Source organism: Saccharopolyspora sp. NPDC002376 (genome assembly GCF_053593195.1).
Map to the genome: position 1 here is coordinate 14866 of NZ_JBSFBZ010000071.1, position 19927 is coordinate 34792.

At 68.5% G+C, this 19927-nt stretch carries 15 protein-coding genes and 1 pseudogene; 4 read left to right on the forward strand and 12 right to left on the reverse strand.

From position 1 onward, the window contains the following. Nucleotides 1-99: 99 nt before the first annotated feature. The gene (locus tag ACWCO2_RS32315) at nt 100-3237 is read right to left on the reverse strand and encodes an arabinosyltransferase domain-containing protein (RefSeq protein ID WP_450131584.1); all 3138 of its coding nucleotides are present in this window, start codon (nt 3235-3237) and stop codon (nt 100-102) included. A 205-nt stretch (nt 3238-3442) separates the two neighbouring features. Here ACWCO2_RS32315 and ACWCO2_RS32320 point away from each other — a divergent pair, with 205 nt between their 5' ends. Then, complete coding sequence (locus tag ACWCO2_RS32320) at nt 3443-4948, forward strand: hypothetical protein (protein ID WP_450131585.1); 1506 nt, start codon at nt 3443-3445, stop codon at nt 4946-4948. Here ACWCO2_RS32320 and ACWCO2_RS32325 read toward each other — a convergent pair. The 5 genes and pseudogenes from ACWCO2_RS32325 to ACWCO2_RS32345 form a co-directional block, all read right to left on the reverse strand. Then, nucleotides 4892-5140, reverse strand: a pseudogene (locus ACWCO2_RS32325) (LGFP repeat-containing protein); the annotation flags it as partial. The gene ACWCO2_RS32320 and the pseudogene ACWCO2_RS32325 sit on opposite strands and share 57 nt — an antisense overlap. 104 nt (nt 5141-5244) lie before the next feature. After that, nucleotides 5245-5823, reverse strand: a complete 579-nt coding sequence (locus tag ACWCO2_RS32330; RefSeq protein WP_450131586.1) for a DUF4232 domain-containing protein — start codon at nt 5821-5823, stop codon at nt 5245-5247. Nucleotides 5824-6293: 470 nt separating this feature from the next. Then, nucleotides 6294-7055, reverse strand: a complete 762-nt coding sequence (locus ACWCO2_RS32335; RefSeq protein WP_450131587.1) for a decaprenylphospho-beta-D-erythro-pentofuranosid-2-ulose 2-reductase — start codon at nt 7053-7055, stop codon at nt 6294-6296. Continuing rightward, entirely contained in the window at nt 7052-8404 is a 1353-nt protein-coding gene (locus tag ACWCO2_RS32340; RefSeq protein WP_450131588.1) for an FAD-binding protein, read from the reverse strand. Before ACWCO2_RS32340 ends, ACWCO2_RS32335 begins: the two co-directional genes overlap by 4 nt. Before the next feature lie 8 nt (nt 8405-8412). After that, on the reverse strand, nt 8413-9777 hold the full coding sequence (locus ACWCO2_RS32345) for an FAD-binding protein (RefSeq protein WP_450131589.1): 1365 nt from the start codon (nt 9775-9777) through the stop codon (nt 8413-8415). 200 nt (nt 9778-9977) lie between these two features. Here ACWCO2_RS32345 and ACWCO2_RS32350 point away from each other — a divergent pair, with 200 nt between their 5' ends. Together ACWCO2_RS32350 and ACWCO2_RS32355 are read left to right on the forward strand one after the other, a co-directional pair. Further along, nucleotides 9978-10418: a GtrA family protein gene (locus ACWCO2_RS32350; RefSeq protein WP_450131590.1), complete on the forward strand. Its 441-nt coding sequence runs from the start codon at nt 9978-9980 to the stop codon at nt 10416-10418. Between the two features lie 153 nt (nt 10419-10571). After that, a complete protein-coding gene (locus ACWCO2_RS32355) occupies nt 10572-11057 on the forward strand; it encodes an LppP/LprE family lipoprotein (protein WP_450131591.1) in 486 nt (161 codons plus the stop codon). Here the strand turns inward: ACWCO2_RS32355 and ACWCO2_RS32360 are convergent, their stop codons facing one another. From ACWCO2_RS32360 to ACWCO2_RS32385, 6 genes are all read right to left on the reverse strand, one after another. Continuing rightward, nucleotides 11058-11324, reverse strand: coding sequence for a hypothetical protein (locus tag ACWCO2_RS32360; RefSeq protein ID WP_450131592.1), 267 nt, complete (start codon nt 11322-11324; stop codon nt 11058-11060). A gap of 186 nt (nt 11325-11510) precedes the next feature. After that, nucleotides 11511-14786: an arabinosyltransferase domain-containing protein gene (locus tag ACWCO2_RS32365; protein WP_450131593.1), complete on the reverse strand. Its 3276-nt coding sequence runs from the start codon at nt 14784-14786 to the stop codon at nt 11511-11513. 256 nt (nt 14787-15042) lie between these two features. Further along, nucleotides 15043-15957: a galactofuranosyltransferase GlfT1 gene (gene glfT1, locus ACWCO2_RS32370; RefSeq protein ID WP_450131594.1), complete on the reverse strand. Its 915-nt coding sequence runs from the start codon at nt 15955-15957 to the stop codon at nt 15043-15045. Next, complete coding sequence (gene wzt, locus ACWCO2_RS32375; protein ID WP_450131595.1) at nt 15954-16772, reverse strand: galactan export ABC transporter ATP-binding subunit Wzt/RfbE; 819 nt, start codon at nt 16770-16772, stop codon at nt 15954-15956. The genes glfT1 and wzt overlap by 4 nt, the downstream gene beginning before the upstream one ends. Before the next feature lie 13 nt (nt 16773-16785). Continuing rightward, a complete protein-coding gene (gene wzm / locus ACWCO2_RS32380; protein WP_450131596.1) occupies nt 16786-17649 on the reverse strand; it encodes a galactan export ABC transporter permease subunit Wzm/RfbD in 864 nt (287 codons plus the stop codon). 179 nt (nt 17650-17828) lie between these two features. Further along, entirely contained in the window at nt 17829-18359 is a 531-nt protein-coding gene (locus ACWCO2_RS32385; protein ID WP_450131597.1) for a bacterial proteasome activator family protein, read from the reverse strand. Nucleotides 18360-18570: 211 nt separating this feature from the next. Between ACWCO2_RS32385 and ACWCO2_RS32390 the strand changes: the two genes are divergently transcribed. After that, nucleotides 18571-19770 (forward strand): cysteine desulfurase-like protein, encoded by a 1200-nt coding sequence (locus tag ACWCO2_RS32390; protein WP_450131598.1) that lies wholly within the window; start codon nt 18571-18573, stop codon nt 19768-19770. Nucleotides 19771-19927: the final 157 nt, after the last annotated feature.

Sequence of the window (19927 nt, forward strand, 5' to 3'; positions counted from 1 at the left end):
GTAAAACCTGGGCACGAGGAATCACAGTTTCAATTGAAACTGTGATTCCCGGGTGCCGAGGGGATCACGGGTTCGAGTGAACCTGTGGTTCGGGTTGGGTTAGTGGGGTTTGAAGGGGTATGGGCGGTCGCCGCTGGCTCCGTTGATCACTTCGCGGCTGCGGGTTGTCGTGTAGTCGTCTCGTTGGGTGTCGTAGCGGACCGCGAAGAGGCGGCCCCAGGCCGTCCCGGGGGCGTCGCGGAGGCGGGTGGGGATTTCGATGCGGCGGGACAGCATCGTCGCGCCGGCGAAGACTCCGCCCCAGTCCGGATCGACGGCCATGCCCCAGTCGCCCGACGGCGGGGTCACCATCAGCCGCGGACTGCTCGCGACACCGACCGCCACCTGCGGATAGTCGCTGCGGCAGGGGAACACGAAGCTCATCGTCCAGTCGATCAGCGCGGGCTTCTGCACGTCGAGCGCCTGCCGCAGCGGCACGACGTCGCGCACCACCGGGCCGCTCACCGACAGCCAGCCCTGCTCGTCGGTCGTGCGGTCCTCGGCGAGGATCCGGACGCGGTCCGCGCCGCGTGGGATGTCGCGGGCGTCGATGTTGTGCAGCCGCCAGTCGCGGAAGTTCCGCCAGTCCAGCGGCCTTCCGTGGCGCGGGTCGTCGAACGGCAGGTCCGTCGACGGCGGGTCGCGCAGCTCGCGGACACCCAGTGAGCGGTCCGCCGCGGCGAACTCGAGCTTCAGCGAGTTGCCCTGCTCGGGACGTCCGGCGATCCACAGTGACAGGGCCTGCTTGCTGGTCAGCTGCGGCATGCCGAACCACGGGCTGATCAGCGAGCCGGTGTTCTGCGGGCCGCCGTTCAGACTCGTCCAGGAGTACTCGCTGGCCGACGTCGCCTGCACCTCGTCGCTCGGGCCGTGCTCGGGCTCGGTCTCCGGCGGCGTCACCTCCAGCGGCTCGCCCGATCCCGCGTTGCGCACGTCGGCTTCCTGCGGTGGGGCGCCGCCCGCGCTGAACCCGTCCAGCTCGGCTTCCCCGACCAGCGGCCACATCTGCTCGGCGATGGGCAGCGCCTGGACCTCGTCTTCCATCCCGCAGTTGGGGCTCTGCCAGTTCATCCGCGCCACGGAGAACCGGTCGCCCATGACCTGCGGTGCCGCGGCGAACGAGCCGAGCAGCACCAGCACCGACGCCAACGCCGCACCGCTCAGCAGCGAAGCGGGCATGAGTGTCCACATGAGACTGTTCGTCGACCGGGCCCACACCTTGGCGCGGAGGCGCACGACCCCGAACACGACCAGCCCGACGAGAACGGCTCCGGCCAGCCAGAACGCCGGGCTGTCCAGCGGAACATCGGGCCGTACCGGGGAATCCGACCAGGGCATGGCGAAATCGGACTGCATCGGCCAGATGTTGGGGCCCATGAACGCCAGCGCCGCCGCCACCGCCGCCGCGAGAGCGCCGAACACTCCGAGCAGCAGCGATTCCCGCTTGGCTTGCTGGAGCTTGCCGACCCGCACCAGTACGACGACGACCACCGCGAGCAGCGCCGAACCGACCCCGGCCAGCGATCCGAAGTGGTGGGTCCACTTCGACGGCGTCAACCACAGCGCGGCCAGCACCGCGACGACCGAACCGAGCAGCACCGGCAGATCGCCGACCGCGGTCCACCGGTGGACCTGCCGCATCGCGCACGCCCCGGCCAGCAGCGCGGCGATGATCACCAGGAACACCGCCAGCCGCTTCGTCGAGGTGCCCCAGATCCAGGTGCCCAACAGTGCGGAGTACCGGTCGATCTCCTGGTACCAGCCCAGACTCGGCCCGAACTCGTTGTGGATCTCGGTCGCCGCCACGACCCCGCGCCACGTCGAGTCGGCGAACATCGCCACCAGGCCGGTCGCCGCCAGGCACGCGGCCAGCGCAGCGCGGGTCGGCGCCAGAATCCAACGCGGCAGAACACCGGGCTGGACCAGCACCCGCCAGATGCGCGGCGCGAACACCAGCACGATCAGTAGCGCGCTGATGCCAGTCGGCGTGATGGCCGCGGTCAGCCCGGCGATCAGGGCCGCGATGCCCAGCCACAGGTGCGGGGCTCGGGTCCGGTTCAGCTTCAACAGCGCCGCGACCAGCGCGGACGTGCCCAGCGCGAGGAATGCTTCGGGGCGGATGCCCAGGCCGAACGGCAGCCAGCAGGCCAGGAAGAACACCGCCGCGACCAGGTGCAGCGGGAACCGCCGGGAGCCCCGGCACACCGGTGCGACGATCCCGCGACTGACCACGAACCAGGTCAGCAACCCGGCCACCGCGCTGGGCGCCCGGAGCCAGATCGGGGACAGATCGTCCACCGACCACCACCGCATCAGGTGTTGGACCAGCGTGAACGGCGTTTCCGACGCGTTGAACCAGCGGTAGTAGTTGCCGATGTCCCCGGCGTCGCCGTAGTTGCGGACGGTCATCATCGCGAAGCCGTCATCATCGGTCAGCGGGCCGATGACCAGCCAACCCGCCAGCACGGCCGCGACGCCGACGTCCACCGGCAGCGGGGTGAGCGCCACCCGCACGGAACCGAACGCCGGTGGCGCGTGCACGAGGAGCAGGAACAGCGAGACGAGCGCGAGCACCAGCGCGGTGGTGATCAGGGTGCTCTTGAGCTCGGTGGGCGAGGTGTCGAACCACGAGAAGGTGCGGGCCGTGACCGAAACCCCGGACAGCTGACCGGGATCGAGGTCGGTGGCGAAGGTGAAGATCTCCGGCGCCGCGAGACCGGGCAGCGCGATCGGCTTCCGGCCGTCGACGGTGACCAGCGAGCGCTGCGAGTCGGCGCTGATCTCCAACCGGCAGGCGTTCGGCGGAAGTTCGACTTGCTTCTGGTCGAGCAGGAGCTTCGGCTTGCCGTCCTCGGTGGTCAGCACCAGGCCTTCGCGGTCGCTGCCCGGCGGAAGCGTGGTGAGGACGACGGTTCGTCCCGGCCGGTCGAGGGCGCTGCGCAGCGTCGAGCACGGCACGGACGCCTCGAACGACGCCGGGCGGTACGGCGCGAAGAGCGCCGTCGTGGTCTCGGCTTTCGGGCCCGGCCAGTGAACTTCGGTGCGGTCCACCCACACCGGTGCGAACGGCAGCGATAACGCGCAGATCAGGCCGACGACGCCGACGCAGAGCGCGAGCAGGTGCGCCAGCCACCGCCCGAACCGGGACTCGGCCGGCGCGTCAGCCGGCCTGGTCTCGGCGGGTGGTTCGAGTTGCACAGAGCTGCTCGGGTGCTCCAAAAGTCCTCCCGGCGTTGGCAGGGGCGCCGCAGTAATCCTGTCGAACGCGCTGCGCGAGCACCGCTGCCGCGCGCCTAAATTCGTCCGGCCGATTGACGATAGGTACCACGCACCAGGTTCCCCGATCGGGGCAACGAATCCGTCCGCAGCGGCGTGCACATGGTCAGCGGAGGGGAGAGCGAGAGTGCGTGTTGCAGATGGAGTCGCGTTAGCCACCTGGCCCCCGGGCCACGGCGGGACCTGCTTCGACGAGGCGGATCACCGGGTCCGGCGCGGCTGGCCGGTGTGGACGGTGGTGGTCGGAGCGATCGCCGCGGTGGTGTTCTGGATCGTGCACGGTGCCCTGATCGATGACGCCTACATCACGCTGAGTTACGCCCGGAACTTGGCGTTCCACGGCCATTGGGGCCTGATCAGCGGTGAGGTGTCGAACTCCGCGACCGCGCCGCTGAACGTGCTCGTCCTCGCCGCGTTCACGGCGGTGCTGCGACATCCCGTCGTCGCCTTGGGCGTGGTGTTCGTCCTGGCCAACATCGTGCTGGCGCTGGTGCTGCGAGCCGCCGCCCGCAGTTCGGGCCTGCCCGGCTGGGTGGGGCCGTTGGGCGCGTTGCTGGTCGCGGGGAACCCGCTGGTGCTTTCGTCGGTCGGTTTGGAAATGACGCTGGCCGCAGCGCTGCTCGGTCTGTTGCTGCTGGCAACGGTGCAGGTCAGGCCGGGCCTGTTCGGGATAGCAGCCGGGCTGCTCGCGCTGACCAGGCTGGACCTGGCCATCTTCGTGCTGGTGGTGCTGCTCGGTCGGCCGGGGCTGTGGCGCGTCTGGTGGCGCTGGCTGCTGACCGCCGCCGCGATCGCCCTGCCCTGGTTCACCTTCAGCTGGTTCTACTTCGGCTCCGCGGTGCCGGACACGCTGGTCATCAAGCAGCTGCAGAAGTCCTGGGGCGACTGGGACTTCAGCAACGGCCTCTGGCTCTACCACGATGTTTTCCCGACAGCGGTCGTGGTTTCGCTGATCCCGCCGTTGCTCGGCCTGGTGGGTCTGCTGGTGGCGTGCGCGCTGCGCCCGTTCCGCCGCGTGGTCCGGCTGTGGCCGTGGGCGTTGCTCGGCATCGGCGGAGCCGCGCACTACTACCTCTACACGCTGCTGGGAGTCCCGCCGTACCACTGGTACTACGCGCCGAGCCTGATCGGTCTCTCGCTGCTGCTAGCCGGTGTCCTCGGGGCGATCAGGCGGGAGCTTTCGCTGCTGCTCGGTTGCGCTCTCCTCGTTGTGCAGGCGTGGTTCGTGGCCGCGCAGGGGATGCCGTGGCGCGAAGCGGCCATCGCGACGAACTGGGCGAGTGCGGCGGACTACGCCCGCGTCGGCACCGAAGTCGGCCGCTTGGTGGGCGCGGGCACGGTCACCAGCCCGGGAGAAATCGGCGCCATCGCGTACTTCTGCGACTGCGCGGTGGTGGACGGCTTCTCCGACCGCGGCTACCTCCCCGGCCAGCTGGCCCAACGCCTGGCGACGGCCAGCCCACCGGTCCGCGCCCTGCTGGAGCTCAACTACCACAACTTCACCCCGGAACCCCCGCGCCCGATCACCCACACCCTCCGCCGAGAGCCAGGCCCAGCCCCCTTCTGGAGCCTCACCTCAACCTGGGCCGGCCAATCCCACCTGGTCCTCGAACCTCGAAAAGGTGAGCGGTGAAGGGCACCATTCGATGACGCCGTTCTCGAAGTCGCTCGCCCGGCCCGGCTCGGCGTCGTGTTCGCCGCTCACCGGGTAGCCGAAACTGGCGTCCTCGCCCAGTTCCCGGAAGTGCTCCAGGATCGGCCCGACGACGCGGTGCGCCCCGGTGTGAGTGGAGAAGTAGATCGCCGAGTGGACCGCACCGTCGCGGGACTCGAAATGTGAAGCGCAAAACGACGAGGACCACTGCTGGAGCGGGCAATCGCTCCGGCAGTGGTCCTCGTCCTATTCGCTTCCTCCGCGCTCCCGAGCGGTCAGCCGCGCTGCCAACCGTCGGCGGTGACCGTGTCGCCGCACAGGTCGAACACCCAGGGCTTGTCGTTGAGCATCGGGTCCACCGACTTCGCCGGGTCCTCCGGCTGCGCCGACAGGCTCATCGCCCAGACCCGGGACACGCAGTCGTTGCCCATGTCCTCCCAGTCGAGCTCCGCAGCGGCGACCTCGCCGGGCGCGAGGGTGAGCGGACCGCTGCCGGGCTTGCCCTGCTGGTAGGTGACGCTCTCGATGGGCTGTGCGTCCCGGTTGAGGAACTCGATGGTCGGGTAGTCGCTGTTCAGCACGCACGACTCGGGGCCGTCGTTGGTGACCGAGACGTAGCCGGCGACGGAGCCGGTCGTGGAGAGCACGAACGACGGCTTCAGCTGGTCCGCCGCGCAGGGGGCGGCGCCGGATTCGGTCGCCTGGCCGCCGTTCGCGTTGGATGCGTTGGACAGGGTGGACGCGTTGTCGACCCGCATCGAATTCGACGATTCCTGCGCGGTCCCGCAGGCGCTGAGCGAAACAGCGCAGATCGTTGCCGCGAGCAGCGTTTTCCCGATGGTGTGCAAGCGCATTTCCCCAGCTCCCCTGAACCTGTGCCGTAAGCCGCTTCCTGTTCGGAAGACGCATGGCGGCGACCGCAGTTCCATCGAAGGTGAAGTGACGCGCGTCATAGAGCATTTCGCCCTTTTTGAGTGCGGGCGAATCGCGCGTACCGGAGAAAGGCGGGATTTCGGCTCACCCGGGGCTTGCGCCCCGCATGGCGGTGGGATGCGCGGCGTTCCGTGGGCCCTCCGTACAGCAGGGCAGGTGGAGGGCCCACGGACGCGGGCACCCGGTGAACCCCACTTCGCCAGGCATCCGCGCTTCCTCCAGCGCGCAGCGCGTCGGGAAGATCGGGCAGCGCTCAACAGCGCTGTCACACAACTGATCGTTCCAGGAGCCCGCAACGTTGCCTGGAAGACCAAAACGTTATGGCGCAGGGCCCGGAAAGACGAACGGGGTCACCGGGGACGAACCCGGTGACCCCGTTCGGGGAAGGCGATCAGATCGGCAGCTTGCGGAAGATGGCGCGCGGCACGTGCCGCAGGATCGTCATCACGAACCGGAACTGCGCGGGGGCGTACACCAGCGGGCTGCCCTTGCGGACGCCGTCCACGATCACCTTGGCGACACCGTCAGCGGTGTTCGCCATCGGCGCGGCCTTCATGCCTTCGGTCAGCTTGGTGTGGGTGAAGTTCGGTCGCACGACGGTCACCTTGACGCCGTGCTCCTCCAACGCGTAGCCCAAGCCGGTGAAGAACACGTCCAGGCCGGCCTTCGAGGAGCCGTAGACGAAGTTCGACCGCCGCGCACGCTCACCAGCGGGGGAGGACATCACCGCGATGTTGCCGTGGCCCTGCTTGCGCAGCCGCTCGGCCAGCAGCACACCCAGCGACACCGGGGCCGTGTAGTTGATGTCGGCCACCGCGCGGGCCATCTCGACGTCGGTCCAGCCCTTCTCGTTGTCGCCCTGGATGCCGAAGGCGATCAGCGTGACGTCGACATCACCGTCGGCGAAGGCCTTGTCGATGACCTCGGCGTGCGTCTCGGGCTTGCGGGCGTCGAACGTCAGGATCGACACCGTGCTGCCGGTCTTGCGCAGCGACTCGGCGGCCGCGTTCAGGCGCTCCTGCTCCTCGGGGCGGTCGGCGAGGACGATCCGCAGCGGGCGGGCGTCGGCGTACCGCTTCGCCGTCGCCAGCGCGATGTCGGAGGTGCCGCCGAGCACCAGCAGGGATTGGGGGTTTCCAACGGCGTCGATCACAGCTCAAGCCTCCGGCTCATGTCTGAAGCGAAAATGCCTTCGGGGTCAACGGTCTGGCGGATCTTCCGGAACTCGTCCACCCGCGGGTACATCTGGTGGAAGGTCGAGGCCAGGGTCCGCGAGTCCTTCGCGGTGTACAGCCGACCGCCCAGCGCGAGGACGTCCTCGTCGAGCTCGAGGCAGAACCGGCTCAGGCCGTCGACGATCGGGAAGTCCAGGCACACCAGCCAGCCCGGGTGCGGGTAGGACAGCGGCGCCTGGTTGCCCTCGCCCATCTTCTTGATGACGTTGAGGAACGAGACGTGCCCGGAGTGCGAGATCTTGCGGAGGATCCGCTTGAGCTCCTCTTCCTTGCCGTAGGGCACGGAGAACTGGTACTGCGCGAAGCCCTGCGAACCGTAGGCGCGGTTCCACTCGCCGATCAGGTCGAGCATGTGGTAGAAGCCGCTGATGTTCTGGATCAGGTCCCGGCCGCGCTTCGGGGTCTTGCGGTAGTACAGCTCGCCGATCGCGCTGAACGACAGCTTGTTGCCCAGCCGCGGCGGGAAGACGTCCGGCAGCGTCAGCAGCTGCGGGGCGTCGAACTTCAGCGGGTTCGCGCGCAGCTTCGGCGGCAGCTGATCGACCGTGGCCAGCGAGCCCCGGCCGAACGCGGCCCGGCCCATCTTCGAGCCGGTGGAGATCGAGTCGAACCACGCCGACGAGTAGGTGTACTTGTCGTCCGAGCCGTCGTCGAACAGCTCGATCGTCTCGTCGAGGTTGGCCGTGCGGTCCACGTCGGCGAGGAAGTAAGCGGTCTCGGTCCGGGTCATCTTGATCTTCGCCCGGAGGATGAGACCGGTCAGGCCGATGCCCGCGACGGTGGCCCAGAACAGCTCCGACTCGGGGCCCTCCGGGGTCAGCTTGCGCACCTGGCCGTCAGCGGTGAGCAGGTCCATCTCCACCACGTGGTTGCCGAAGCTGCCCGCGCTGTGGTGGTTCTTGCCGTGGATGTCGTTGGCGATCGCCCCACCGATGGTGACCTGGCGGGTGCCCGGCAGCACCGGAACCCACAGGCCGTACGGCAGCGCGGCCTTCATCAGCTGGTCCAGGCTGACACCGGCGTCGACGTCGACGATCGCGGTGTCCTGGTTGATCTCGTGGATCCGGTTCAGCCGCGTCATGTCGATGACCACGCCGCCGGCGTTCTGCGCCACGTCACCGTAGCTGCGGCCCAGGCCGCGGGCGATGACGCCGCGCTCGTCGGCGGTGCGGACCGCTTCCGCGATCGCGTCGAGGTCCGTGGTGCTGAGCACGCGCGCCCGCGAAGGAGCGGTGCGCGCCCAGCCCATCAGGTCCTTGGTTTCCATTGCTGGGGTCACAGGTGAAGCCTCCGGGACAGGTCGGAGCGGAAGACGCCCTCCGGGTCGACCGCGGCGCGGATCTTGCGCCATTCCTCGATGCGCGGGTACATCTGCTCGATCATTTCCGCCGAGGTGCGGGACTCCTTGGCCAGGTACAGGCGACCGCCTGCCTCCAGGACCATCTCGTCCAGCTCCTGGCACAGCCGGTCCAGCCCCGGCGTGACGGGGATGTCGACGGTGAGCGTCCAGCCCTTGCGGGGGAACGACATCGGCGCCGGATTGCCTTCGCCGAACGTCTTGAGCACGTTCAGGAACGAGGCGTGGCCGGAGGCGCTGATCTTGTCGATCGAGCGGCGGAACATCGCCTCCTGGCCGAACGGCACCATGAACTGGTACTGCAGGAAGCCGTTCGGGCCGTAGATCCGGTTCCACTCGCCGACCAGGTCGAGCGGGTGGAAGAACTGGGTGATGTTCTGCACCAGGCCGAACTTGGTCGGCGACTTGCGGTACCAGACCTCGTTGAACGCGGTGATGGTGAACTTGTTGACCAGGCCGTTCGGGAAGATCGGCGGGGTGGTCATCAACTGCGGGGCGTTGAACTTCAACGGGTCCTTGCGCAGCTTCTTCGGCAGGTCCTCGACCTTGGCCGGGTTGCCGCGCATCAGCAGCGCGCGACCCAGCTTGTCGCCCCGGGCCAGCGAGTCGAACCAGGCGACGGAGTAGACGTAGTTGTCGTCCGAGCCGTCGGTGAAGTGCTCGATCAGCTCGTCGAGGTTCTTGGTCTGCACGTTGTCGACCAGGAAGTACGAGGTCTCGACGCGCTTGAGCTTGATCGTCGCCTTGAGGACGATGCCGGTCAGGCCCATCCCGCCGACCGTGGCCCAGAACAGCTCGGAACCTTCGCCGTCCGGGGTCAGCGTGCGGACCTCGCCGTCGGCGGTGAGCAGGTCCAGGGACAGCACGTGGCTGCCGAAGGAGCCCTGCGAGTGGTGGTTCTTGCCGTGGATGTCGGCGCCGATCGCGCCGCCGACGGTGACCTGCCGGGTGCCCGGCAGCACCGGGAGCCACAACCCGTGCGGCAGCAGCCTGCGCATCAGGGTGTCCAGCGAGATCCCGGCGTCCACGACCACCGTGGCGTCGTCCACGTCGATCTGGCGCACCCGGTCGAGGGCGGTCATGTCGATGACTGTGCCGCCAGCGTTCTGCGCCGGGTCGCCGTAGCTGCGGCCCAGGCCGCGGGCGATGACACCGCGCTCACCGGCCTCGAGGACCGCTTTGGCGATCGTCTCGACGTCCGGAGTGCTCACCACGTGCGCCTGGGTCGGCGCGGTGCGCCCCCAGCCCGTCAGCGTCTGAAGCTCGTCGTTTGCCGATCCCACCCAGCCGAGTCTATCGGCGCAACAGCGACCGACCGCCGCGGGTGCGCGCGGTCTCCGGCAGTGTGCGATGCGTCATCGCTACACTCGCTCGAGACGTGTGTGGGGTGCGAACTCCCGCGTCTTCGGCGTCCAGCCGGGTGCGCCCGAGCGAAGAAGCCCTGGGCACCGAACGACCTGTCGTCGATTCCTGAGGTGAACCAGTGGCCGTGGCCGAAGCCCAGACGGACCAGGCGGAGCCCAAGCGCCTAGGCGTTGTGAATCAGCTTATCCGTTTCGTCGCTATTGGTGGCTTCTGCGCCATCATCGACGCCGGGGTCTACGCACTCCTGCTGTCGTTCGGCTGGCCGAACTGGACCTCCAAGGCTGTGTCGTTCATCCTCGGCACCACCGCCTCGTACCTGATCAACAGGAAGTTCACCTTCACCGGGGCGAACACCGGCAACGCCAAGGCGAAGGCGCTCGGTTTCGCGGTCGTCTACACCGCGACGTTCTTCGTCAACGTCGGCACCAACCAGCTGCTGTACATGACGTTGCCCGACTTCGACCCGCAGCTGCGCTACGCGGTCTGCTGGATCGTCGCCCAGGGCCTGGGCACGCTGATCAACTTCGTGATGCTCAAGTGGGTGGTCTTCCGGGACTGACCGCGGATCGGCACCGCTTCGCAGGACGGCGATCGGAGCTCCGTTTCTCCTGGCTTTGACCAGCGGAAACGGAGCTCTTTGCGTTTTGCTCCCCGGGGAACGGGTTGCCTGCTTCGCGCGTCGTATCCGGGAGATCGGATTCCGGAGGTTCTGGTGCGTCGTTCTGCGGGACTGCTGTCCCTTCTCGCCGTCCTGCTCGTCGGCTGCGGTCAGGCCCCCGAGCCCGCTCCGTCACCGCCGGCACCTGTGACGAGCGAGCCGGTGGCCGACAGCTTCGACCTCGCCGCCGCGATGGCCGAGATCGAGGCGGACGGCTTCACCCCGACCCCGCCGGAGAGCGAGCTCACCGGACCGGTCCGGGCCATCCACGCCATGTGCACCGGCAGCGCGAACGGCCGCTGCCAGGCCGTGTTCTTCTTCGACGGGCAGCGGCTCGCGCAGAAGATGGAGGTCGGCCTGGTGAGCATCGTCTCCCAGGACGGCACGGCGGTCCGGGTCGAGTTCCCGGTGTACAACGCCGACGATCCGGGCTGCTGCCCGAGCGGCACGCCGACCCAGCACACGATCCGGCTGGCCGACGGCCAGCTCCAGGCCGATCCGCCCGTCGGCTTCGACCCGAACCGCCCCGGCGACTTCTGATCAGTTGCGGAAGCCGGTGCCCCGGGCCGGGGCGCCGTAGGCGTTGGCGTCGGAGCGCGTCGTCTCGACGTGCGCCGTGGCCACGTGCGCGAAGTTCACCGCGAAGCTGCCGCCGTCGGCGGTGGTGAGCGCCTTGGTCTCGCCGTTGGCCATCAGGTCGGCGAGCACGTCGCGCAGCGCGTCCGCCTCGCCCTGTTCGAGCGCGATGTGCAGCGGCTGGCTGACGCCCGCGAGGTGCAGCACCAGGCCGGGTCGCAAGTCGGGCATGGAAACCCCCAATCGCAGTGGTCCTCGACCGTCGAGAACCCGGATCGCAGCGCACCACGCCAAACCCGGCCGCAACACCCGTTTTCACCCTCAGCAGAGGACCGACCAGCGCATTTCGCCCACGGCGTACCTGAGGTACAGCGAGGGGGCTCCCAAATTTAGGGAAATTTGGGAGCCCCTCGGTCGTCACTGGTCGGGTTCCTGCTCCTCCGGAGCCTCGAACGCCTTGACGTCGTTGCGGTCGTCGCTGCTCGGGACGTCGCCCGGCAGGTGCACGGTCTTCGACAGCGGGCCCGGTGTCCAGTTGCCCCAGTGCGTTTCGGTGTGCACGTCCATCGCCGCCTGGGCCGGCAGGGCGTCCGGTTCGTACGGGTCCACGGCGTACAGCGAGCCCCAGTCCCGGTGGATGTTGTTCTTCAGGTACGTCGGCAGCTCGCGCATGCTGGTCGCCACGTTGAGCCAGCCGAACGGGCCGCCCGCGTCTGGCGACGACCAGCCCTGGCCGATCTCGCGCACCTCGGCACCGGCCGACACCCGGAACTTCGGGATCTCCGCCACGCCGTTGTGCATGCCCGGCAGCTGCAGGCACGGGTGCACCAGCGCGCCGGTCCACTCCACGAACGCCGGCTGGTCGCCGACGAAGTCGGTCATGTTCACCAGCTGCGGCGCTCGGGGCGCGCTGACCGCGATCCAGCCGTTCGGGCCCAGCGAGTTGTCCGTGGCCACCACGCGCATCTTGGTGGCGCCCTCGGACAGGCCGCCGACGGTGTAGCGGAAGTCGCGCCAGCCCGGGCCGCCCGGCTGCACCACGTACTTGCGGGCGGTGACCAGGAACCCGTCCGGGGTGTCGTGGCCGAACTCCAGCGCGATCGAGTTCGCGCCGAACTCGTTGCCGGCCAGCGAGATCACCACCGGCACCTCACCGGTCTGCGCCCGCTCCGGCAGGTCGTACCACTGGGTGCGCAGCTCACCGGTGCCCGTGCCGGCCGGGTCGTAGCTGCCCCACACCGGCGCCCGGTCGTTGCCGAACTGGTGCGGCGGCTTCCAGTCGGGCTCCTGCGGGTCGGTGCCGTCGCCGGCGGGCAGGCCGGGCCGGTTGAAGCCGACCATCTTGGCCCGCATGTACTCGTCGATGTCCTCCTTGCCCTCCAGCCGGGTCGGCGGGATCGGGATGCGCACGTCCTGCGACGGCGCGCCCTTGCTGGGCTGCTCAGGGGACACGCGCAGCATGCCGGACTGCGGGTTGGTCTCCACGTAGACGTAGTCCGACAGGCCGCAGCTGGAACCGACGATCTGCTTCACGTTGTCGGCACCCATGCTGTAGCTGCCCCACTGCTTCTGGATGACCTTGCCGAAGTTGGCCAGCTCGAACAGCACCAGCAGCGCGCACACGATCGACAGCGGCGCGGTACCCAGGCGCAGCGCCCGGCTGCGCTTCTCCTCGCGTCCGAAGCGCTCGTCGACGACCTTGGGGTTGTTCTCGTCGATGCGCAGATGCTCGATGAACGCCACGATCAGCGCGATCGCCGCGATGCCCAGGAAGATCGTGCTCAGCTTGTAGCCGGCGATCTGCGGCGGCATGTTGAACCAGGGCACACCCCAGCCCGAGACGTACCACCAGGCGTTGGGGCCGGTGGCCGCGAACGCCAGGATCACCATCAGCATCGCGATGAACGCCGCCCGGTTGCGGCGCGAGCGCAGCACCGTGGTGCTGGTCGCCAAGGCCGTCAGCGCGGCCAGTGCGCCGCCGAACGCAGCGAAGATGCCGAAGTGGTGGGACCACTTGGTGGGGGTCAGCACCAGCACGCCGAAGGACATCGCGGTGATCGCCAGCAGGCGTCGGCTCGGGCCCAGCGCAGCGCCCCGGATGCGGTTGCGGCGAAGCAGCACGACCGCGCAGGTCACCAGGCACAGGATCACCAGCAGCACCGGGAAGCGCCGCGTCATCGAGCCGTCCGGTGTGGGGCTGAACAGCAGGTTGTAGCGGCTGAGCTCCTCGTACCAGCTCTGGCTCGGGCCGAGGTCGGTGCGCAGCTCGGTGGCGTCCATGACCGACTTGAACGTCTGGTCGGAGAACACCAGCGTCAGGATGATGAACCCGGATGCGGCGATCGGCGCGAGCACCGGCAGCCAGCCGAACTCCTGCGCCCGCTTGCGCACCAGCCGGTACAGCGGCTTGAGCGCGGCGATGAACGGCAGCACGGACACCATGCCGTGCGGGTTCGCGCCCACCGACAGCGCGGCGACGACCAGGCCCAGCGCGGCGGGCATCAGTCGCCCGGTGGCCACGGCGCGCTCGACGGCGCACAGCGCCAGCAGCGAGAACAGCACCACGACCGGCTCCGGGCGCAGGCCGTTGTTGTACGGCAGCCAGAAGGCCAGGAACACCGCGGCGGCGGCCCAGCCGGCGGCGTTGGAGCGCCGCACCTGCTGGCCGAGCCGGGGCAGCACCTCGCGGCTGATCAGCAGCCAGGACACGATGCCCATCAGCAGCGCGGGCAACCGCACCCACGGCGTCGCCGTCGAGACCTGCACCCAGAGCGCGTAGAGCTCGTAGAACCAGCCGAACGGCGCCTCGGGCACGCCGAACCAGCGGAAGTAGTTGCTGACGTAGCCGAAGCTCTCGCGCGCCCGCGCGATCGTCAGGATGTAGCCGTCGTCCGAGGTCATGGCGCCAATGGCCCACCAGACGACGAGCGAGCCGATCACCGCGACGTCCCGGAACGTCGGCTTCCACCACCCGCGCGGGGCCCACTTCGGGGGTCGCCGCCCGGCGCGCACGTCCAGCCGCCGCAGGCAGACCAGGGAGCCGATGAACGCCACCACGGCCAGCGCGATCACGGCGATCTTGAGGGTGGTCGGCTGGCTCTCGTAGCGGTTGTCGACGCGGGCCTCGAAGGACAGGCCGTGCACGTTGTCGATGCCGTCGTTGAGCCCGGAGTAGATGCCGGTCAGCTGCGGGCGCTGGTCGCCCTGCAGGTTGGCCAGCGACTCGCCGCCCACGGTGGCGGTGGTCTCGTAGGCGTCGGAGTGCAGCGCGATCGTGCAGTCGCCGTCGGGCAGCGGCACCGTGCCGATCTGCTGGCCCTTGTTGAGCAGCGTCAGGTGGCCGTTGTCGACCTGGAGGACCAAGCCGGTCAGGTTGCCGTAGTCCGAGGACGGCGGATTGGTGCTCAGCAGGATTCCGGGGCCGTTGGTGCGCTCGTCGAGGCTGCGCGCCGAGGCGCACGGCACGTCGGCCTTCAGCCACAGCGGCGAGTAGCTCACCAGCGGCGCGGACACCGACTTGGTGCCTTCCGCCGTCGGCCACTTCAGCGTGGTGATCTCGTAGTTGACCGGGAGGAACGGCACCGCCAGGGCGAGCACGGTGCCGAGCAGCCCGAAGACCGTTGCGAACAGCTTGAGCCGCTTCGCGGACGGTTGCCGCGTGTTGATCTCGGCGCGCGCCGGATCATCGTCCATTCGGCGGTTTTCCTCCTGGCCACTGAGCACGGGTGGAGAATAGTAGTTGCTGGTCCCGGGCTTGTCGCGGCACTCGGCGGGTGTGCAGAACACCACTCCAGGCAACGCCGTGAGCTGCGAACTCAGGTTGCTCTCAGGCCACTCTCAGCGTTTCGTGACCGCCCGGTGACTGTTTTCCGTTGCGTCGCAACTGGTTCAGAAACGTCGTGAGCGCGCAGCCGGGCTAGAACCCCGCTACGCGCTCACGAGCCGACGATCAACGGCGGAAGAACTGCTCCCGCTGGCCCTGGCGGACCAGCCGCAGCCACTCCTTGAAGGCCTTCGGGTCGCGCTTCTGGCCCACGAAGTACAGGCCGAACCGGGCGATCTCCAGCGCCCCGATCTTGCGCATCCCCGGCTGGGACAGCAGGTAGCCACGGTTGCGGTAGGTGTAGTAGCGCTTGTTCACGTCCGACGGGTCCTGCGCGTGGAACCGGCCGCCCAGCATCGGCTTGAACTCCGCCGAGCCGTCCGGGTGCAGGAAGCGGGTCTTGAGCGTGGTGCCGAACGGCAGCCCGGAGCGCACCACCCGCCGGTGGATCTCCACCTCGTCGCCGCGGAAGAAAAGCCGGTAGTCCGGCACGCCCACCACGTCCAGCGTCGAAGCGCGGAACAGCGCGCCGTTGAACAGCGACGCGATGCCGGGCAGGAAGTCGCCCTCGCCGAGCTCGCTGACCCGGCGTTTCCAGGTCAGGCCGCGGCGCAGCGGGAACGCCAGCTTGTCCGGGGTGTCGATGTTGACCACCACCGGCGACACCGCGGCCAGCCGCCGCTTGGTGGCGACGTCCAGCAGCGTCTCCAACGCCTGCTCGTCGGCCGGACGGCCGTCGTCATCGCCCAGCCACACCCACTCGGCGCCCAGCGACAGCGCGGTCAGCATGCCCAGCGCGAAGCCGCCGGCGCCGCCCAGGTTGCGCTTCGAGGAGATGTAGGTCGACGGGATCGAGCAGTCGGCCACCACGTCCTCGGCGGACTGGTCCGGCCCGTTGTCGACCACCACGAGGTGATCCGGCAACCGCGTTTGGCTCCCGATGACCTTCAGGGACTCGGCCAGCAGCTCGCGACGGTGCCTGGTGACGATCACCGCGACTACGGACCCGGCAGGCAGCTGCTGTGCGGAGTCGGTGCTCATGCGCCTTCTTTGCTCCCGATCGTGGCCGCGGACTCGCCGATCCGGGCCAGGGTTTCCTCACTGAGGTGCTCAAAGGGGTCGTACCCCTTGTAATGCGTCAGGACCTCGCGCAGCGAGCCCTGCTCGCGCATGCCGCCCTTGTCCATCCAGATGGCGGAGCTGCACAGCTCGATCAGGAACTCGTCGGAGTGCGAGGCGAACACCAGGATGCCGGATCGCTTGACCAGGTCGTTGAGCCGGTCCCGGGCCTTCTCCAGGAACTCCGCGTCGACCGCGCCGATGCCCTCGTCCAGGATCAGGATCTCCGGGTCGATCGAGGTCACCACGCCGAGCGCCAGCCGCACCCGCATGCCGGTGGAGTAGGTGCGCAGCGGCATCGCCAGGTAGTCACCGAGCTCGGTGAACTCGGCGATGTCGTCGATCCGCTTCTCCATCTCCTTGCGGCTCATGCCCAGGAACAGCCCGCGGATGATGATGTTCTCGTACCCGGAGATCTCCGGGTCCATGCCGACGCCGAGGTCGAACACCGGCGCGACCTTGCCGACCACTCGCGCGCTGCCCCGCGTCGGTTCGTAGATGCCGCTGAGCAGCCGCAGCAGGGTGGATTTGCCGGCGCCGTTGTGGCCGACGAGGGCCACCCGGTCACCGTGCCGCAGCGACAGGTCGATGTCGTGCAGCGCCTCGATGATCGGCACCCGGCTGTCGGTGCCGATCTTGCCGCCGGCCTTGCCGAGCACGGCCTTCTTCAGCGAGCGGGACTTCGCGTCGAAGATCGGGAAGTCGACCGCTGCGTTCCAGACGTCGATGCTGACCACAGTTCGACCTCACTCAGACCCAATAGGAGATGCGGGAGCGGTAGTTGCGCAGCACGACTAGGGCCACCGCCCACCCCACGACGGTGAACACTCCGACGATCAGCCAGTGGTGCCAGACGATCGGGCTGCCCAGCATCGGCTGGCGGACGATCTCCAGGAAGTGCATGAACGGGTTGAGCTCGGCCAAGCGGGCGCGTTCGGCGATCGCGGGGTTCGGGTTCGTCTTGAACTGGTCGTAGTTCCACACGATCGGCGTCATGAAGAACATCAGCTGCACGATGCTCTGCGTGACCGGCGGGATGTCCCGGAATCGGGTCGAAATGGTGCCCACCACGATGATCACCCAGGCACCGTTGATCGCGATCAGCGCGAACGCCGGGATGGCCAGCAGCACCGTGAGGGACAGCGGCTTGGGGAAGATCATCAGCAGCACGAAGTAGACGGCGAGGTTGTGCAGGAAGAACAGCACCTGCCGCCACAACAACCGCAGCACGTGGATCGAAACCGGCGCCGGGAGCTGCTTGATCAGCCCCTCGTTCGAGATGAAGACTTCGGAGCCCTCGTTGACGCAGTTGGAGATGAAGCCCCAGACGATGAAACCGACCGCCAGGTACGGCAGGTGGTCTTCCAGCTTCGTTTCGAACAACTGCGAGTACAGCAGGCCGAGCGCCATGACCGTGACGGCCATGCTGATGGTGATCCACAGCGGGCCGATCACAGAGCGGCGATAGCGCTGCTTGATGTCCTGCCAGCCGAGGTGCGCCCACAGCTGTCGCTGGCTGTAGGCGTCACTGATGTCCTTGAAGGCTTTCCGCCAGGTCTGCGACGAAGTCGCGGGCGGCGCTTCTGGGCGGTCTACCGTGCTCGTGGACTGCACAGTGAGCCAGAGTACCGATCGATGGTGGCTGCTCCGGGCCAGGGCATCACTCGACCGTGCAGCCGGTGCAATACCCTTCGCCGTCCGCCCCGGGGCTGCGCGAACCACAGTTTCAATTGAAACTGTAAATCCCAGGCACGGGGGACCACAGTTTCAATTGAAACTGTGGTCCCCGGACGTCACAGGTACTGGCCGGTCCCGCGGGGGTGGCCGGGGTCGGCGTCGGTGGTGGTGGTGCCCGGCGGCAGGCCGCGGCGCATCTGCTCCAGCTGGGCGCGGGCCGCCATCTGCTGGGCGAACAGCGCGGTCTGCAGGCCGTGGAACAGTCCTTCCAGCCAGCCGACGAGCTGGGCCTGCGCGATCCGCAGCTCCGACTCCGACGGCGTGCTCTCCTGAGCGAACGGCAGCGACAGCCGCTCCAGTTCCTCGATGAGCTCCGGCGCCAGGCCCTGCTCCAGCTCGCGGATGGAGGACTGGTGGATCTCCTTGAGGCGGCTGCGGCTGGCCTCGTCCAGCGGCGCCGCCCGGACCTCCTCCAGCAGCTGCTTGATCATGGTGCCGATGCGCATCACCTTGGCGGGCTGTTCGACCAGCTCGTTGATGTCCTCGCCGCGCTCGGACTGCTCGCCTTCGGCGATGGCGCCGATCGGCTTGCCGTCCTCGCCGACCACGAACACCTGCGGTCTGCCCTCACTGTCTTCGCGCGTCATGTCTCCATCCTGGCGGGTAGCGGAACGCTTCGCGTGAGGCGGTGACCGGTCTGTCCTGTTCGGTCCGCCACAGATCAAATACACCACGTCACCCACCGCGTGCTCGCAGTGTCCGAGGTTTCGCCGCGCGCAATGAGTCCGTGATCGGTTTTGATGCGATATCGGCCACCCGGCGGCTGGTACCGCCTGTCTCGTACGTAACGTGTGCTGCATGGCGTTCGACGTCGCGGCGGTTCGCGGGCTGTTCCCCGCGCTCGGCGACGGGTGGGTGCACCTGGACGCCCCGGCAGGCATGCAGGTTCCTGAACAAGTGGCGACTGCGGCGTCGACTGCGCTGCGGGCCCCGGTGTCCGGTCCAGGCGGGATCTTCCCCGCTTCGCAGCGCGCCGAGGCGATCGTGGAAGCCGCCCGTCGCGCTATTGCCGACCTTGTTGGGGCGAACCCGGCGGGTGTGGTGCTCGGTCCGAACTCCGCCGTGCTGCTGCAGAGATTGGCCGACGCGCTCGGCGACGGGTGGATGATCGGTGACGACGTGGTCGTCTCCCGACTCGACAGCCCGGCCAACGTCGCGCCCTGGCAGCGTGCGGCGCAGCGCTCCGGCGGCACGGTGCGCTGGGCCGAGGTCGACATCGAGACCTGCGAGCTGCCCACCTGGCAGTACGAGGAACTGGTCACCCCGCGCACGAAGGTCGTGGCGATCACCGCCGCTTCCGGCGCGGTCGGTACCCGGCCGGACGTGCGGCAGGCGGCGGAAGCAGCGGCCGAGCACGGCGCGTTGGTCGTGGTGGACGCCTCGGCGGCGGCGCCGTTCGTCCCACTCGACATCACCTCGATGGGCGCCGACGTGGTGGCGGTGAACGCCTCCGCGTGGGGCGGTCCGCCGGTGGGTGCGCTGGTGTTCAAGAACGCGGCGATGCTCGACCAGCTCCCGTCGGTGGCGCTGGAATCCGGCGCGCGCGGCGCGGAGCGCATGGAGCTCGGCCCGCCCGCCTACCCGCTGCTGGCCGGTCTGGTGGCGTCGGTCGACTACCTGGCCGCACTCGACGACGCCGCAGTGGGTCCGCGCCGGGAACGGCTGCTGACCTCGCTGGGCTCGGTGAAGTCGTACCAGGCGGGACTCCTGGCGAACCTGACCAACGGCCTCCGCAAGATGAACCACGTGATGCTCATCGGCGACGCGATGCGCCGAGTCCCGTCCATGGCGTTCACGGTCTCTGGTGTGAAAGCCGAAGACGCGGTCGAGCACCTCGCTGAGCGAGGCGTCTGCGCCTTCGCCGACCCCGGAACCCACGGAGTCTTCGCAGTCCTCGGCCTAGCCGAAGTCGGCGGCGCAGTCCGAGTGGGCCTCGCCCACTACACCAACGCAGCCGAAGTAGACCAGCTCGTCCGAGCAGTAGCCGAACTCACCTGACCAGGCGAGAGTTGCCAATTTCGCGAGAAATTGACCTATCCCAGGGTGAAACCCCCCGCTACACCCGGTGATCGCCAGGTTTGGCGTTGTGCAGGTCGTGCCAATTTCGCGAGAAATTGACGTTCACCCGGGTGACGGTCAATTTCTCGCGAAATTG